13 protein-coding genes are annotated in these 15,932 nt (G+C 74.7%); 12 read left to right on the top strand and 1 reads right to left on the bottom strand.

What is annotated here, in order from left to right; all coding sequences use genetic code 11:
* Positions 1-7 precede the first annotated feature (7 nt).
* From JK356_RS17775 to JK356_RS17725, 11 genes are all read left to right on the top strand, one after another.
* The gene (locus tag JK356_RS17775) at positions 8-2,323 is read left to right on the top strand and encodes an AAA family ATPase (RefSeq protein WP_307815694.1); all 2,316 of its coding nucleotides are present in this window, start codon (positions 8-10) and stop codon (positions 2,321-2,323) included.
* Between the two features lie 410 nt (positions 2,324-2,733).
* Positions 2,734-4,137: an NAD-dependent malic enzyme gene (locus JK356_RS17770; RefSeq protein WP_201869336.1), complete on the top strand. Its 1,404-nt coding sequence runs from the start codon at positions 2,734-2,736 to the stop codon at positions 4,135-4,137.
* Between the two features lie 199 nt (positions 4,138-4,336).
* Complete coding sequence (locus JK356_RS17765) at positions 4,337-4,618, top strand: HU family DNA-binding protein (RefSeq protein WP_201869335.1); 282 nt, start codon at positions 4,337-4,339, stop codon at positions 4,616-4,618.
* A 255-nt stretch (positions 4,619-4,873) separates the two neighbouring features.
* Entirely contained in the window at positions 4,874-5,431 is a 558-nt protein-coding gene (locus JK356_RS17760) for a YqgE/AlgH family protein (RefSeq protein WP_201869334.1), read from the top strand.
* An 11-nt stretch (positions 5,432-5,442) separates the two neighbouring features.
* On the top strand, positions 5,443-5,724 hold the full coding sequence (locus JK356_RS17755; RefSeq protein WP_201869332.1) for a DUF3039 domain-containing protein: 282 nt from the start codon (positions 5,443-5,445) through the stop codon (positions 5,722-5,724).
* A 99-nt stretch (positions 5,725-5,823) separates the two neighbouring features.
* A complete protein-coding gene (locus tag JK356_RS17750; RefSeq protein WP_201869331.1) occupies positions 5,824-6,732 on the top strand; it encodes a xanthine dehydrogenase family protein subunit M in 909 nt (302 codons plus the stop codon).
* Positions 6,729-7,880, top strand: a complete 1,152-nt coding sequence (locus tag JK356_RS22415; RefSeq protein ID WP_307815693.1) for a 2Fe-2S iron-sulfur cluster-binding protein — start codon at positions 6,729-6,731, stop codon at positions 7,878-7,880. The genes JK356_RS17750 and JK356_RS22415 overlap by 4 nt, the downstream gene beginning before the upstream one ends.
* Positions 7,877-10,231, top strand: a complete 2,355-nt coding sequence (locus tag JK356_RS17740; RefSeq protein WP_201869328.1) for a xanthine dehydrogenase family protein molybdopterin-binding subunit — start codon at positions 7,877-7,879, stop codon at positions 10,229-10,231. The genes JK356_RS22415 and JK356_RS17740 overlap by 4 nt, the downstream gene beginning before the upstream one ends.
* Positions 10,232-10,336: 105 nt before the next feature.
* Positions 10,337-11,821: an MFS transporter gene (locus JK356_RS17735; protein WP_201869327.1), complete on the top strand. Its 1,485-nt coding sequence runs from the start codon at positions 10,337-10,339 to the stop codon at positions 11,819-11,821.
* A 42-nt stretch (positions 11,822-11,863) separates the two neighbouring features.
* A complete protein-coding gene (locus tag JK356_RS17730) occupies positions 11,864-13,666 on the top strand; it encodes a DEAD/DEAH box helicase (RefSeq protein WP_201869326.1) in 1,803 nt (600 codons plus the stop codon).
* A 211-nt stretch (positions 13,667-13,877) separates the two neighbouring features.
* Entirely contained in the window at positions 13,878-14,522 is a 645-nt protein-coding gene (locus tag JK356_RS17725; RefSeq protein ID WP_201869324.1) for an IclR family transcriptional regulator, read from the top strand.
* Between the two features lie 66 nt (positions 14,523-14,588).
* On the opposite strand, the gene JK356_RS17720 is transcribed toward JK356_RS17725, so the two are convergent.
* On the bottom strand, positions 14,589-14,912 hold the full coding sequence (locus JK356_RS17720) for a hypothetical protein (RefSeq protein WP_201869323.1): 324 nt from the start codon (positions 14,910-14,912) through the stop codon (positions 14,589-14,591).
* Between the two features lie 193 nt (positions 14,913-15,105).
* On the opposite strand from JK356_RS17720, the gene JK356_RS17715 reads away from it, so the two are divergent.
* On the top strand, positions 15,106-15,921 hold the full coding sequence (locus JK356_RS17715; RefSeq protein ID WP_236671503.1) for a S16 family serine protease: 816 nt from the start codon (positions 15,106-15,108) through the stop codon (positions 15,919-15,921).
* Positions 15,922-15,932 lie beyond the last annotated feature (11 nt).

Below are 15,932 nucleotides of genomic sequence, written 5' to 3'. Positions count from 1 at the left end.
CGGGACCGTGGAAGGGCACGACGTCCGGGAGCGTGAGATCGACCGCGAACAGCGGCATCTCGACGCCGTGTACCACCGCCTCACCGAGAAGATCCGTGAGGCCGAGTACCTCGTCGCCGACGCGGCCCGGCGCGTCCAGGTCGGCACCCCGGGCGCGCTGGCCGAGCGGGACGCCCAGGTCCACCAGGCGGGCGCCCACCTCAGCCGCCTCAACAGCGAGTTCGAGGATTTCCTGTTCGGCCGCATCGACCTGCTGCGCGGCAAGACCGGCGAGCGGGGCCCGGACGGCGCCCAGACCTCGGTGGAGCCCGCTGACGACGCGGTGCGTGAGGAGGACGGCACCCCCGTCGCCGACATCGACGAGACGCTCCACATCGGCCGCATCGGCGTGCTGGATGCGGACTACGTGCCGCTCGTCATCGACTGGCGGGCTCCCGCCGCCGCGCCGTTCTACCGCGCCACGCCCGTCGCGCCCGGCCGGGTGGTGCGGCGCCGGGTGATCCGCAGCCGGGGGCGGCGCGTGCTGAGCGTGGAGGACGACCTGCTGCGCCCTGGCGTGCGCGCCCTGCTGGACGGCGATGAGCTGCCCGTCGTCGGCGACGGGGCGCTGATGGCCGCGCTCGGCCGCGAGCGGGGGCCGCGGATGCGGGACATCGTGGCCTCCATCCAGGCCGAGCAGGACGAGGTCATCCGGGCGCCCGCGGTGTCCGTCACCGAGGTCGCCGGCGGCCCGGGCACGGGCAAGACGGCCGTGGCGCTGCACCGCGCCGCCTACCTGCTGTACCAGGACCGGCGGCGGTACGCCGGCGGCATCCTCGTCGTCAGCCCGACGCCGCTGCTGGTGTCGTACACCGAGGGCGTGCTGCCGTCGCTCGGTGAGGAGGGGCAGGTCGTCATCCGCGCGCTCGGCTCGCTCGTCGAGGGCGTGACCGCCGACTCCTACGACGACGCGGAGACGGCGCGCGTCAAGGGCGCCGCCGCCATGGCGCGCGTGGTGCACCGGGCGGCGCGCGGCGCGGTGGACACGCCCCAGGCGCCCACGCGGCTGCGGGTGGTGGCCTTCGGTGCCCGGGTCGAACTCGGCGAGGACGAGCTGCGCGGCATCCGCCGCCAGGTGCTCGCCGGCACCGCCCCCGTCAACCTGCTGCGCCCGCGCGCCCGCCGCCTGCTGCTGACCGCGCTGTGGGAGAAGTCGGGCGGGCCGCGCCGCTACCCGGACCCGCGGCTGGCCGAGGAGGCGCGGGAGGCGTTCTTCGAGGACACCGCCGCCGAGGACGCCTTCCAGGAGTTCCTGGCCGCCTGGTGGCCCGAGATCTCGCCGCTCCAGGTGCTGCGCGCCATGGCCGACGAGCGCCGCCTGGGCCGCTGGGCCCGCCGCACCCTGCGGCCGCCGCAGATCCGGCTGCTGGCGCGGTCGCTGCGCCGCGTCACGCCCGAGGGGACCGGCCTGTCGGCGCACGACGTGGCGCTCCTGGACGAGCTGCGCGCCGTCCTGGGCACGCCTCCGCGCCCCGCCCGGCCCCGCGAGATCGACCCGCTGGAGCAGCTCACCGGGCTCGAGGAGGTGACCACGTACGCGGAGCGGGCCGCCGCCCGGGCCGAACGCGATGGGCGCGGCGACGGGGGCGCGGAGCCCGGGGAGCACCGCGACTACGCGCACGTGATCGTGGACGAGGCGCAGGACCTCACGCCCATGCAGTGGCGGATGGTCGGCCGCCGCGGCCGGCGCGCGACCTGGACGGTCGTCGGCGATCCGGCGCAGAGCTCGTGGCCCGACCCGCAGGAGGCGGCGGCGGAACGGGACGCGGCGCTCGGCAGACGCCCCAGACGCCGGTTCGAGCTCACCGTCAACTACCGCAACCCCGCGGAACTCGCCCGTGTCGCCGACGGCGTGCTGGCGCACGCCCTGCCCGGCGCGGTGCCGCCGCGCGCGGTCCGCTCCACCGGCGTCGCGCCCCGCTTCCGGGTGGCCGCCGCGGACGCAGACGCCCTGGCCGCGGCCGTGCGCGAGGAGGCACGGCGGCTGCTCGCGGACGTCCCCGGCACCGTGGGCGTCGTCGTCGCCATGGCGCGCCGCGAGGAGGCCGGCGGGTGGCTGGCGGGCCTGGACGACCGGCTGGCCGTCCTCGGCAGCCTGGAGGCCAAGGGACTGGAGTACGACGGCACGCTCGTCGTCGCGCCCGCCGAGATCGCGGGGGAGTCTCCGGCCGGGACGAGGGTGCTCTACGTAGCGCTCTCCCGCTCCACGCAGCGCCTCACCGTGCTGTCCGTCCCGGAGGACGATCCCGACGAACGGGGCGTTCCCGCGCTGCTGCGGGACTGAGCGGCGCGCCGCGGCCGTCGGTTGACCCGCGTAACCCGTGAGGTAGCCTGGAAAACGGCGCCGGCCCGTTCCATGCCCCCGGGCCCAACCATTGTCGCTTCGAGCGACCACTTGCCGCGAGGCGAGCTGGCGGGTCGGTGCCCTTGACCACAAGCACATATGCGCGATCAGCCCTTCCGCCTGCCCGCGGAAGGGCTGTTTCCGTGCCGGTTCTCCGTGCCGGTTCGTGTCAGCTGCGTCGCAAGCTCCGGCCCTGGCTGGCCGCGCCGCCCCCCGTGGTGCGACGATGCACCTCACGCGGCGCCCCGCATCCGCGCGGGCATCCGCTCATTCGTGCAACGCGACACTCCCGGTGTGCCGGGAGGTCCTGAAGAAAATCACCCTCACGAAGCACCCTGAAGGAAGTCGGCATGGCAACGGCGCCCAGCGTCTCCTACTCGATGACCGTCCGGCTGGAGGTCCCCGCCAGTGGTACGGCGGTCAGCCAGCTCACCACGGTCGTGGAATCCTCCGGCGGCTCGGTCACGGGCCTGGACGTCACGGCGTCCGGCCACGAGAAGCTGCGCATCGACGTCACCATCGCCGCGAGCTCCACCGCGCACGCCGACGAGATCGTGCAGAAGCTGCGCGGTATCGAGGGCGTCACGCTCGGCAAGGTCTCCGACCGGACCTTCCTGATGCATCTCGGCGGCAAGATCGAGATGAACTCCAAGCACCCGATTCGCAATCGTGACGAGCTCTCGATGATCTACACGCCCGGCGTCGCCCGGGTGTGCACGCAGATCGCGGCCCACCCCGAGGACGCCAGGCGGCTGACCGTCAAACGCAACAGCGTCGCGGTCGTCACCGACGGTTCCGCGGTGCTGGGCCTGGGCAACATCGGCCCGCACGCCGCCCTGCCCGTCATGGAGGGCAAAGCGGCACTGTTCAAGCGCTTCGCGGGCATCGACGCCTGGCCGCTGTGCCTGGACACCCAGGACACCGACGCCATCGTCGAGATCGTCAAGGCCATCGCCCCGGGCTTCGCCGGCATCAACCTGGAGGACATCTCCGCCCCCCGGTGCTTCGAGATCGAGGCGCGGCTGCGCGAGGCCCTGGACATCCCCGTCTTCCACGACGACCAGCACGGCACCGCCATCGTCGTCCTGGCCGCCCTCCACAACGCGCTCCGCGTCGTCGGCAAGGACCTCGGCAGCGTGCGCGTGGTGATGTCGGGCGCGGGCGCGGCCGGGACCGCCATCCTCAAGCTGCTGACCGCCGCGGGCGTGCGCCACGCCGTCGTCGCGGACATTCACGGCGTCATCCACGCCGGCCGCCAGGACGTGGCCGGCGCCAGCGCCGGCTCCTCGCTGCGGTGGATCGCCGACAACACCAACCCGGAGGGCCTCACCGGCACGCTCAAGGACGCCGTCGCCGGCGCGGACGTGTTCATCGGCGTCTCCGCTCCCGACGTGCTGACCGCCCAGGACGTGGCGTCGATGGCCGATGACGCCATCATCTTCGCGCTGGCGAACCCGGACCCGGAGATCGACCCGGCCGTGGCCCGCCAGACCGCCGCCGTCGTCGCCACAGGCCGGTCGGATTTCCCGAACCAGATCAACAACGTGCTGGTCTTCCCCGGGGTCTTCCGCGGCCTGCTCGATGCGCAGTCGCACACGGTCACGGAGAGCATGATGCTGGCGGCGGCCCGGGCGCTCGCCGACGTCGTCAGCGAGGAGGAGCTGAACGCCAACTACATCGTGCCCAGCGTGTTCAACGAGCGGGTGCCCGGCGCGGTCGCGGGCGCCGTCAGCAAGGCCGCGCGCGGCGACTGACCTGGCCCGCGCGCCGCCCCGGCACCGCAGGTCGGGCGGCGAGTCGGATTGGCCTTCCCGCCGTGGGTGGGGGCAGGATGCGTACCCGGGCGCGAGGGGCGCGGTTGCACGGCCCCAGTCCGGGGACTGTCAGTGGGCCCTGGCAGCATCGGCTTCGATCTCACGCCTCATTGGCAAGATGAACACGGGAGTACGAAATATGAACCGCAGTGAGCTGGTGGCCGCTCTGTCCGAGCGCGCCGAGGTGACCCGGAAGGACGCCGACGCGGTGCTGACGGCCCTGGCCGAGACCGTCGGGGAGGTCGTTGCCAAGGGGGACGAGAAGGTCACCATTCCGGGCTTCCTCACCTTCGAGCGCACCCACCGCGCCGCCCGCACCGCCCGCAACCCGCAGACCGGTGAGCCCATCCAGATCCCGGCCGGGTACAGCGTGAAGGTGTCGGCCGGCTCCAAGCTGAAGGACGCCGCCAAAGGCAAGTGAACGCCCGGCGCGCCACCGCGCGCGCCGGCCGTCGCCGGGTGGCCCTCTCGCCCAGGAGGGCCACCCTTTCGTGTGGGAACGTTTGTGTGGGAACGTTCGTGTGGGAGCGTTCGTGTGGGAGCGTTCGGGCGGGACGGCCGGCGGCGGCCGGGTGCTGTGTTTCGGCCACCCGGTTCTTGCCGATGTGTTTCCCCGTGCTGACAGACCCCGGGACGCACCTCCCCAGCGGGCGGGCGGATGCGGAATCATGGCCCCATGACCGAGGCGTCCTCGCTCACCGGGCGGCTGCTGGTGGCCACGCCCGCCCTGTCCGATCCGAACTTTGACCGCTCCGTGGTGCTGCTCCTCGACCACGACCGGGAGGGCGCGCTGGGCGTGGTGCTCAACCGGCCCACACCGGTCGGCGTCTCCGAGGTCCTGGAGCCCTGGGCGGCCCTCGCGGGTGAGCCGGGCGTCGTCTTCCAGGGCGGCCCCGTCGCGCTCGACGCGGCCCTGGCGCTCGCCGTCGTGCCCCGTGGCGGGCCGCTCGGCTGGCGCCGGGTGCACGGCTCGATCGGGCTGGTGGACCTGGAGGCACCACCGGAGGTCCTCGCCGCCGAGGTCGGCTCGCTGCGGATCTTCGCCGGGTACGCCGGATGGGGGCCCAAACAGCTCGAACGGGAGCTTGACGAGGGAGCCTGGTACGTCGTGGAGTCCGAGCCGGGTGACGTCTCCGCGCCCCAGCCGGAGCGGCTGTGGCGCTCGGTGCTGCGGCGCCAGCGGGGCACCCTCGCCCTCCTCGCCACGTATCCGGACGACCCGTCGCTCAATTAGGCTTGGTGCTCATGAGTACTCCAGAGCCTGAGCGCGGAACGGGCACCGGCACGCTGGTCGAGCCCGCGCCGCAGACCACGCACGGCGACGGCGACCACGAGCGCTTCGCCCACTATGTCCAGAAGGACAAGATCATGGCGAGCGCGCTCGACGGCACGCCCGTCGTCGCGCTCTGCGGAAAGGTCTGGGTGCCCGGAAGGGACCCGAAGAAGTACCCCGTCTGCCCCACCTGCAAGGAGATCTACGAGTCGATGGGCTCCTTCGGCGGCGGCAAGGACGGCGGCAAGAAGTAGCGTGCCCATGGCCGCGGTGCGCGACCGCGGGCACGCCCCGCCCCGGCGGAACGGGTACCGTACGCCTGGGCAGCCGGGTCGACCGGAAAGGGGCAGGGATTGAGCACGCACGCACCGCAGGCCGCGCCGCCCAACGGGCGGCTGGTCGCACTCCCGGCCACTCTCGACGATGCCGTGGCGGCCCTGGCAGCGGTGCCGGCGGCCGTGCCCGTCGCCGGGGGGACCGACCTGATGGCCGCGGTCAACGCGGGGCTGCTGCGCCCCGCCGCCCTCGTGGGCCTCGGCCGCCTGGCCGAGCTGCGCGGCTGGTCCTACCAGGACGGCCACGCGCTGCTCGGCGCGTGCCTGACACACGCGCGCATGAGCCGCCCCGACTTCGCGGCCCTCATCCCGGCACTTGCCGCGGCCTCCCGCTCCGCGGGCCCGCCGCAGGTCCGCAACGCCGGGACGCTCGGCGGCAACATCATCACCGCCGCCCCCTGGGGAGACACACTCCCCGTGCTGGCCGCGCTGGAGGCCGTGCTGCTGGTGGCCAGCCCTGGCGGCAAGGGCAGGCAGATCCCCATCAGCCACCTGCTCACCGGCCGTGACCGGCTGAAGCCGGGCGAGCTGCTCGCCCACGTCCGGGTGCCGCTGCTCCACGCACCCCAGACGTTCCTGAAGACCACCTCCCGCACCGGCCCGGGCCGGGCACAGGCGTCCGTGGCCGTCGTCCTGGACCCGGTGCGCCGCGAGGTCCGCTGCGCCGTCGGCGGCGTGGCCCCCATGCCGCTGCGGCCGCTGGAGGCCGAGCGCTGGGCCGCCTCGCTCGTCGACTGGGACGGCGAGCGGGGCCTGCCGCCGGAGGCGCTGGCCGCGTTCGGGGAGTACGTCGGCATGGCGTGCATCCCCGATCCCACCCCCCCGGCCGGCGGCGGCGAACCAGCTTCGCTCGCCCCGGCCGTTCTGCACCTGAGGCGCACCGTGGCGGTACTCGCCCGCCGCGGACTGGGAAGGGCACTCGGATGAGCGACGATCGGCAGCCGCAGGACCCGGCCGCACCGGCCCCGACGCGCGGCTGGGGCGGGGAGAACGAGTCGGAGGCGACGGCCTACCTAGAGCTGCCGCAGGGCTCGGGCGCCGTGCCGGGCGCCGCCGGCGACGAGAACGATCCGCTGGCCGCGCCGGGCTCGGGCTACCAGCCGCCTGCCCTGGGAGAGGGGCCCCCTCTCACGGCTGCTTCCGGGACAGCCTCCGGGACGCCCCCGGTGACCGCCCCGGCCACCACGGACCCCGGCGCCACCGGCCAGTGGACGATGCCCTTCGCCCACGGCGGCGCCGCCTCCCAGAGCGCGGACTCCCAGGCCGCCGCCTCCCAGACCGCCGGAGGGGCCGCCGCCATGGGCCAGGCCGCGGCGGCGCTCGCCCGCGGCGGCCAGGACCACCCCGCCCCCTGGCCGGCCCCGCCACCGGAACCGGAGGCACCGGCCGGGGAGCACGAGGACGGCCAGCAGGGCGAGCCGCTCGGCGAGCCCGAGCCGACCGCGGCCAGCAGCAGCGACCACCCCGAGCTGTCATACGTGCTGCGCGTCAACGGCACCGACCGCCCCGTCTCGGGCGCCTGGATCGGCGAGTCACTGCTGTACGTGCTGCGGGAGCGGCTGGGCCTGGCCGGCGCCAAGGACGGCTGTTCCCAGGGCGAGTGCGGCACCTGCTCGGTCCAGGTCGACGGCCGCCTCGTCGCCGCCTGCCTGGTGCCCGCGGCGACGGCGGCGGGCAGCGAGATCCGGACGGTGGAAGGGCTCACCCAGGAGGACGGCACGCTCTCCGACGTCCAGCGCGCGCTGGCCGGCATCCCCGTGCAGTGCGGCTTCTGCCTGCCCGGCATGGCCATGACCGTCCACGATCTGCTGGAAGGCAACCACTCGCCGACCGAACTGGAGATGCGGCAGGCACTCAGCGGCAACCTGTGCCGTTGCTCTGGTTACCAGGGAGTGCTCCAGGCGGTGCGCGCCGTGGTCGAGGAGCGGGCGAAGGCGGCGCGCGCCGCCGAGGAGGCAGCGGCCGGCGACCAGGCGGCAGCAAGCGGCGAGCCCGGCACCGGGCCCGCGCCGGGTGGTGACACCGCCGGCCGCATCCCGCACCAGGCAGGACCGCCCGCAGGAGGCATGTCATGACCGGCCAGGCCGGAACCGGGACCCCGAAGGGCCCAGGCGCCGCCGTCTCCGTCACCCCCGTCGGCGCGAACGGGGCGTTCACCGCACCGGACGGCCGCCCGCCGCGGCACGGCCTCGGCGCCCCCGAGCTGCCGGCCGACGCCGAGGCCAAGGTGCGCGGCACCTATCCGTACACGGCGGACCTGTGGGCCGAGGGCCTGCTGTGGGCCGCCGTGCTCCGCTCACCGCACCCGCACGCACGGATCAAGGGCATTGACACCACCGCCGCCACGGCCATGCCCGGCGTGCGCGCCGTCGTCACGCACGAGGACGTGGCGGGCGAGGCCGGGCTCGGGCGCGGCGTGGCCGACCGGCCCCCGCTCGCCGCTGGCGTGGTCCGCTACCACGGCGAGCCGGTCGCCGCCGTCGCCGCCGACCACCCGGAGACCGCACGCCTGGCCGCCGCCGCGATCGCCGTCGAGTACGAGGTGCTCGAGCCGGTCAGCGACCCGGAGAAGTCGTTCGAGGCCGAGCCGCTGCACCCCGACGGCAACCTCATCCGGCACATCCCGCTGCGCCACGGTGACCCCACCGCCACCGGCGAGGTCATCGTCGAGGGCCTGTACCGCATCGGCCGCCAGGACCCGGCGCCGGTGGGCGCCGAAGCCGGGCTGGCCGTGCCGCGGCCCGACGGCGGCGTCGAGCTGTACACCTCCACAACGGACCCGCACACCGACCGCGACCGCATCGCGGCCGCCCTGGGCCTGACGCCCGAACAGGTCAAGATCTACGTCACGGGCGTGCCCGGGGCGCTCGGCGACCGCGAGGACCTCGGCTTCCAGCTCGCCCTGTCGCTGCTGGCCATCCGCACCGCCAGCCCGGTCAAGCTGACCGCCTCCCGCGAGGAGTCGTTCCTCGGGCACGCGCACCGTCACCCGACGCTGCTGCGCTACTGGCACCACGCCAACCGGGACGGCACGCTCGTCAAGGTCGAGGCGCAGCTGCTGATGGACGCGGGGGCCTACGCCGACGACTCGGCCGACGCCCTGGCCGCCGCCGTCGCGTTCGCCGCCGGCCCCTATGTGGTGCCGAACGCCGTGGTCGACGGCTGGGTGGTGCGCACCAACAACCCGCCCTCCGGCTACCTGCGCGGCGAGGGCGCGATGCAGGTGTGCGCGGCCTACGAGGGACAGATGGACAAGCTCGCCGCCGAACTCGGCATGGACCCCGTGGAGCTGCGCGCCAGGAACGTCATGGCGACGGGCGACCCGCTGCCCACCGGCCAGGCCGTGACCTGTCCCGCACCCGTCAAGGAGCTGCTTGAGGCGGTGCGGGACGCGCCGCTGCCGCCGCTGCCGAAGGACAGCCCGGTCGAGGAGTGGCTGCTGCCGGGCGGCCAGAACGGCGCCGCCGACCCGCGCGCGGTGCGCCGCGGCGTGGGCTACGCCCTGGGCATGGTCCACATGCTCGGCGCCGAGGGCGCGGACGAGGTCTCGACGGCGACGGTCAAGGTGGAGGGCACGGTCGCGACCGTGCTGTGCGCCGCCGTCGACACCGGCCAGGGCTTCGCCACGCTCGCCCGGCAGATCGTGCAGGACGTCCTGGGCGTGGAAGAGGTCCACGTCGCGCCCGTGGACACCGACCAGCCGCCCGCCGGTCCCGGCTGCCGCGGCCGCCACACCTGGGTGTCCGGCGGTGCCGTGGAGCGGGCCGCGAAAATGGTCCGCACGCAGCTGCTCCAGCCGCTGGCCAGTAAGTTCGGGATGTCGCCCGAGCTGCTGACGATCGCCGACGGGAAGATCACCTCCTACGACGGGGTGCTCAGCACCACCGTCGCGGAGGCGCTGGAGGGCAAGGAGCTGTGGGCGACGGCACAGTGCCGCCCGCACCCGACCGAGCGGCTGAACGAGGCGGGCCAGGGCGACGCGTTCGTCGGCCTCGCCTTCGGCGCGGTACGGGCCGTCGTCGACGTGGACGTCGAACTCGGCTCCATCCGCGTCGTCGAGGTCGCGGTCGCCCAGGACGTCGGCCGCGTGCTCAACCCCCGGCAGCTGCGGGCCCAGATCGAAGCCGGCGTCACCCAGGGCGTCGGCGCCGCGCTGACCGAGCACCTGCGGGTGACACGCGGCGTGGTGCGGCGCCCCGACCTGACCGACTACGCGCTGCCGACGGCTCTGGACGCGCCCGAGGTGCGGGTCGTGTCACTGCTGGAGGAGCGGGACGTGGTCGCGCCGTTCGGCGCCAAGTCGGGCGTGAGCGCGGTGCCGGTGGTCGTCACCCCGGCCGCGGTGGCCGCGGCTGTGCGCGCCGCCACCGGCCGCGAGGTCAACCGGCTGCCGGTGCGGCCGCAGCTCGCGGTCAGCACGAGCTGACCGGCTGCGGGCCGGCCCGGGCCGGAAGGCCTCGGTCGCGGGGAGGAGGCCCGGCCGGTCTTCCGCGGGTAGGCACGCCGCGGCCCGGTGCTTACCGTTGCCTCCATGACCGATACCAGCGCCGACGCACCAGCCTGGCAGAACGCCCCCGGCCAGCCCGGAAGCCCGCGCGAGGACGGCGGCGGCGTGCTGTCCCGCCCCTACCGGGCGCTCACCCTCGGCTGCGTCAGCACGGTGCTGCTGATCGCGTTCGAGGCCATGGCTGTCGGCACGGCCATGCCCGCGGCCGCCGAGGCGCTGGACGGGGTGTCGCTGTACGCCTTCGCGTTCTCGGCGTTCTTCACCACCAGCCTGCTGGGCATGGCGGTGTCGGGGCAGTGGTGCGACCGGACCGGCCCGACCGGGCCGGTGGTGACCGGCGTCATCGCGTTCTCCGGCGGGCTGCTGCTGTCCGGGACCGCCCAGTCGATGTGGGTGTTCGTCGCGGGGCGGGCGGTCCAGGGCGCCGCCGGCGGACTGGTCATCGTCGCCCTGTACGTGACGGTGCGCCACGCCTACCCGGAGCGGCTGCGTCCGGCCGCGCTCGCGGCGTTCTCCGCGGCCTGGGTGGTGCCCTCGATGACCGGGCCCGTCATCTCCGGGACCGTGACCGAGCATCTCAGCTGGCGCTACGTGTTCCTCGGCATCACCGTCCTCGTCGTGCTGCCGCTGCTGGTGATGCTGCCCGCGCTGCGCCGCGCCGTGCCCTCGCGCGGGCCGGACGCGGACGGTGAGCCGTTCGACTGGCGGCGGCTGCGGCTGGCCGCCGCCGTGGCGCTGGGCGCCGGTCTGCTCCAGTACGGCGGCCAGGACCTGCGGTGGCTGTCGCTGCTGCCCGCTGCGGCGGGGCTGGTCCTGCTGGTGCCCGCCGCGCTGCGGCTGCTGCCCGCCGGGACGTTCCGGGCGGCGCGCGGCATGCCGTCGGCGATCGCGCTGCGCGGGCTGGTCTCCGCCGGGTACATGGTCAGCCAGACGTTCCTGCCGCTGCTGCTCGTCACCCGGCGGGGCCTGACGCCGACGGAGGCGGGGCTCGCACTCGTCGTCAGCGGCGCCACCTGGGCGCTCGGGTCGCAGCTCCAGTCCCGGCCGCGCTTCGAGGCGCGGCGGCTCGCGCTCGTGCGCCTCGGCACGGTCCTCATCGCCCTGGCCGTGGCGCTGGTGCCCGCGGTGCTGGCCGAGTCGGTGCCGGTGTGGACGCCCGCGCTGGTGATGTCGGTGGGGGCGCTCGGCATGGGGCTGGTCATCTCCTCCTGTGCCGTGCTGGTGCTGCGCCTGTCGCCGCCGACGGAGGCCGGCGAGAACGTCGCCTCGCTCCAGGTCTGTGACAGCCTGGCGAACGTGGTGATGCTCACGGCCGTCGGCACCGCCTTCGCCGCGCTGGGCGGCGACCCGCAGGCGGCGGCCGCCGAGCCGGGCGCCGCCGGGTCCGGTGCCACGGTGGGGGCCGAGGCGTTCGCCGTGGTCTATGCGGCGGCCGCGGCCGTGACCGTGCTGGCCGTCGTCGTGGCCGGACGCCTGCGGACGGCGCGGGCGGCCGAGCCGGTACGCTGACCGGGTCCGAACGCCGCCGAGACCAACGTGCCCACAAGGACAGTGACCTCCACCAGTTCGTCCGCCACGCCCTCCGCCTCCCACCTGTCCCCGGCCTTCCCCGGCCGGGCGCCCTGGGGCACCGCGAGCAAGCTGCGCGCCTGGCAGCAGGCCGCGATGGACGCCTACCTGGAGCGCCACCCGCGTGACTTCCTGGCGGTTGCCACCCCAGGCGCGGGCAAGACGACCTTCGCCCTCACCCTCGCGTCGTGGCTGCTGCACCACCACGTCGTGCAGCAGGTCACGGTCGTCGCGCCCACCGAGCACCTCAAGCACCAGTGGGCCGAGGCGGGCGCGCGGATAGGCATCCGGCTCGACCCCGATTACAGCTCCGGCCCGCTCGGCCGGCAGTACCACGGCGTGGCCGTGACGTACGCGGGCGTGGGCATGCGCCCGATGCTGCACCGCAACCGCTGCGAGCAGCGCAAGACCCTTGTCATCCTCGACGAGATCCACCACGCCGGCGACACCCGCTCCTGGGGCGAGGCCTGCCTGGAGGCGTTCGAGCCGGCCACGCGGCGGCTCGCGCTGACGGGCACGCCGTTCCGCTCGGACACCAACCCCATCCCGTTCGTCACCTACGCCGAGGGCCCCGACGGCGTGCGCCGCTCCGTGGCCGACTACACCTACGGCTACGGCAACGCACTCGCCGACGGCGTCGTGCGCCCCGTCATCTTCCTGTCCTACAGCGGCAACATGCGCTGGCGCACCCGCAGCGGCGACGAGATGGCCGCGCGGCTCGGCGAGCCGATGACGAAGGACGCCATCTCCCAGGCCTGGCGCACCGCGCTCGATCCCCGGGGGGAGTGGATCCCGGCCGTGCTGCGCGCCGCCGACCGGCGGCTGACCGAGGTGCGGCGCGGCATCCCGGACGCGGGAGGGCTGGTCATCGCCAGCGACCAGGACTCCGCGCGCGCCTACGCCCGGCTCATCCGGGAGATCACCGGCGAGCCGGCCACCGTCGTCCTCTCCGACGACGCGGGCGCCTCCCAGCGCATCGAGGACTTCCGGCAGTCCCGCGACCGGTGGCTGGTCGCCGTGCGGATGGTGTCCGAGGGCGTCGACGTGCCGCGCCTGGCCGTGGGCGTGTACGCCACGACGATCTCCACGCCGCTGTTCTTCGCGCAGGCCGTGGGCCGGTTCGTGCGCTCGCGGCGGCGCGGCGAGACGGCGTCGGTGTTCCTGCCGACGATCCCCGCCCTGCTGGGCTTCGCCCACGAGCTGGAGCTGGAGCGCGACCACGTCCTCGACAAGCCGGGGCGCGGCAAGGAAGAGGACCCGTACGGCGAGGAAGCGGACCTGCTGAAGGAAGCCGAGCGGGAGAAGAACGAGCCGGACGGCGAGCAGGACCAGCTCCCGTTCGAGGCGCTGGAGTCGGATGCCGTCTTCGACCGGGTGATGTACGACGGCGCCGAGTTCGGCATGCAGGCCCACCCGGGGAGCCAGGAGGAGCAGGACTACCTCGGCATTCCGGGGCTGCTGGAGCCCGACCAGGTGGCGCTGCTGCTGCGCAAGCGGCAGGCCCGGCAGCTGGCGCACAGCCGCGCCAAGCCGGACCAGGAGGCCGACCTGCCGGAGATCCCGGCGGAGCGGCGCCCCGTGGTCACACACAAGGAGCTGATGGAGCTGCGGCGTGAGCTGCACACTCTGGTCGGCGCCTACGCGCACCAGTCGGGCAAGCCGCACGGCGTCATCCACACCGAGCTGCGCCGCGTGTGCGGCGGCCCGGCGACCGCGCAGGCCACGGCGGGGCAGCTGCGGCAGCGGGTGGCGAAGATCCGCGAGTGGGCGACCCGGATGAAGTGACCGGGCCGTGCCCCGGTGCCGTGCCCTGGTGCCGTGCCCGTCCGCCCGTGCCCCTCGGCGAGGTTCACCCCTTTTCATAACGGATCGAATACCAACGCCCGTAGACCGCCCGGATTCTGGACGAGCTCTTCCGGTGAGCGGAGCGCGCTGGTTAGTTTTCGCTCACGCGTGCCCGTTCGGGCATGCCTGCGGGACACATCAGGAGGTGCCCGTGACCGCGGAAACCTCTCAGACACTCGACCGGGGACTGCGCGTCCTGAAGCTGCTGGCGGGAACCGACCGCGGTCTGACGGTGACCGAGCTGTCCCGCCGGCTCGGCGTCAACCGCACCGTCGTCTACCGGCTCCTCGCCACGCTGGAGCAGCACGCACTGGTGCGCCGGGACGCGGGCGGCCGGGCCCGCGTCGGCGTCGGGGTCCTCGGCCTCGGGCGCCAGGTCCACCCGCTGGTGCGCGAGGCCGCGCTGCCCGCGCTGCGGGAGCTGGCCGACGACGTCGGGGCGACGGCCCACCTGACGGTGGCGGACGGGAACGAGGCCATGGCGATCGCCGTGGCCGAGCCGAGCTGGACGGACTATCACGTCGCCTACCGGCCGGGCATCCGGCACCCGCTGGAGCACGGCGCCGCGGGACAGGCGATACTCGCCGCGCGCTGCCCGGACATGGAACGTGAGGGCGGCTTCGTCGTCGGCGACGGTGAGATAGGGGCGGGCGTCACCGGGACCGCCGCCGCGCTGCCGCCGGACTGCGGTATCGAGGGCAGCGTCGGTGTGGTGATGTTCAACGGCGCGGCGCCCAGCCGCGTCGGGCCGCGCGTCGTGCGGGCGGCCGAGGAGGTCGCCGCGCTGCTGCGCTGAGATACGGGTGCGCGCCCCGCCCGGCTCCCGCGCTGGCGGGAACGCGGCCGGGGCGCGCGGCGCGGGTCAGGCGCCGTGCGGCGCGAGGTGGACGGCCTCGCCGTAGGCGGGAAGCGTCACGGCCTGGTGCTCGACGGCCCGCCGCCCGTCCTGGCAGGCGCCGGCCCTGCCCTGGCGCTCCAGGTAGCGGAAGCCGCCGTGGTTGGCGTGGCCGTGGCCGATGATGCGCGACTCGCCGTGTCTGCTGGCCTCCCGGTCCGGCAGGCGGTGCCGGTCGGCGGACGCGGAGCAGCCGCTGTCGTGGGCGGCGGCCTGGGCGGACGGGACGGCCGTGAGGGCGAGGCCCGCCGCGCAGGCGGCGGCGAGGACGGCACGCGTCAGCACGCGCATGGGGGTGTCCTTTCGTTCGAGGGTTCGCTGGGGCGCGTCCGGTGCGGCGCGCTCTCCACCAGCAGCTTGGACCGGCGGGTGCCCGGCCCCGGGGAACCGGCGCCACAATCACCCGAAGGCGTGGAGCAGGCGGGGCAGCAGGCCCTCGGGGCCGCCAGCGGGCCGCTGTGCGGCGTGCGTTAGATTCGCTGCCATGTCCGACGACCAGCCCAGCCTGATGCGCGGTCGCCGCCGCCGGCTTCTGCTCGCCGTCTGCGCCGCCCTGGTCGCCGCCCTGCTGGCCGTCGCCGCACTGGCGCCGCTGCCGTTCTCCGTCACGTACCCCGGCTCGACCGCTGACGTGCTGGGGGAGAGCGACGGCGAGCCGGTCATCGAGATCTCGGGCGCGCCGGTGCGCGAACCGGACCCCTCCGGTGCGCTGCTGCTGACGACGATCACCGCCACCTCGCCGGACGCCACCGTGCGGCTGTCCGACGTCGTCAGCGGCTACCTCTCCCCGGACCGCGCCGTGATGCCGCGCGACTCGGTCTACCCGGTGGGGGACTCCACCGAGGAGATCCGGGAGCACAACACGGCGCAGATGCTCCAGTCCCAGGAAACCGCCGTGACTGCGGCGCTGGACTACCTCGGCATGACGGCGGAGGAGGTCTCCGTCGAACTGAATCTCGAGGGCGTCGGCGGCCCCAGCGCGGGACTGCTGTTCTCCCTCGGCATCGTGAACCTCCTTCAGGGCGACGGTGAGGGCGGCGATCTCACCGGCGGCCGCGTCATCGCCGGCACGGGCACCATCGCCCCCGACGGCACGGTCGGCTCCGTCGGCGGGGTGCCGCTGAAGGTCCAGGCGGCCCGGCGCGACGGCGCCACGGTCTTCCTGGTGCCCCGCGACGAGTGCGCGGACGCGCAGGCCAACCTGCCCGAGGGGCTGCGGCTCATACCGGTGACCACGCTGGACGGCGCCGTGGACGCGCTGCGTGCCCTGGCCTCGGGCGGCGACGTCCCCTCCTGCTGACGGCGGTACGG

This window comes from Streptomyces sp. 7-21, from assembly GCF_016741785.1.
Taxonomy (GTDB): domain Bacteria; phylum Actinomycetota; class Actinomycetes; order Streptomycetales; family Streptomycetaceae; genus Streptomyces.
This window is presented reverse-complemented; position numbering and strand designations above follow the sequence as displayed.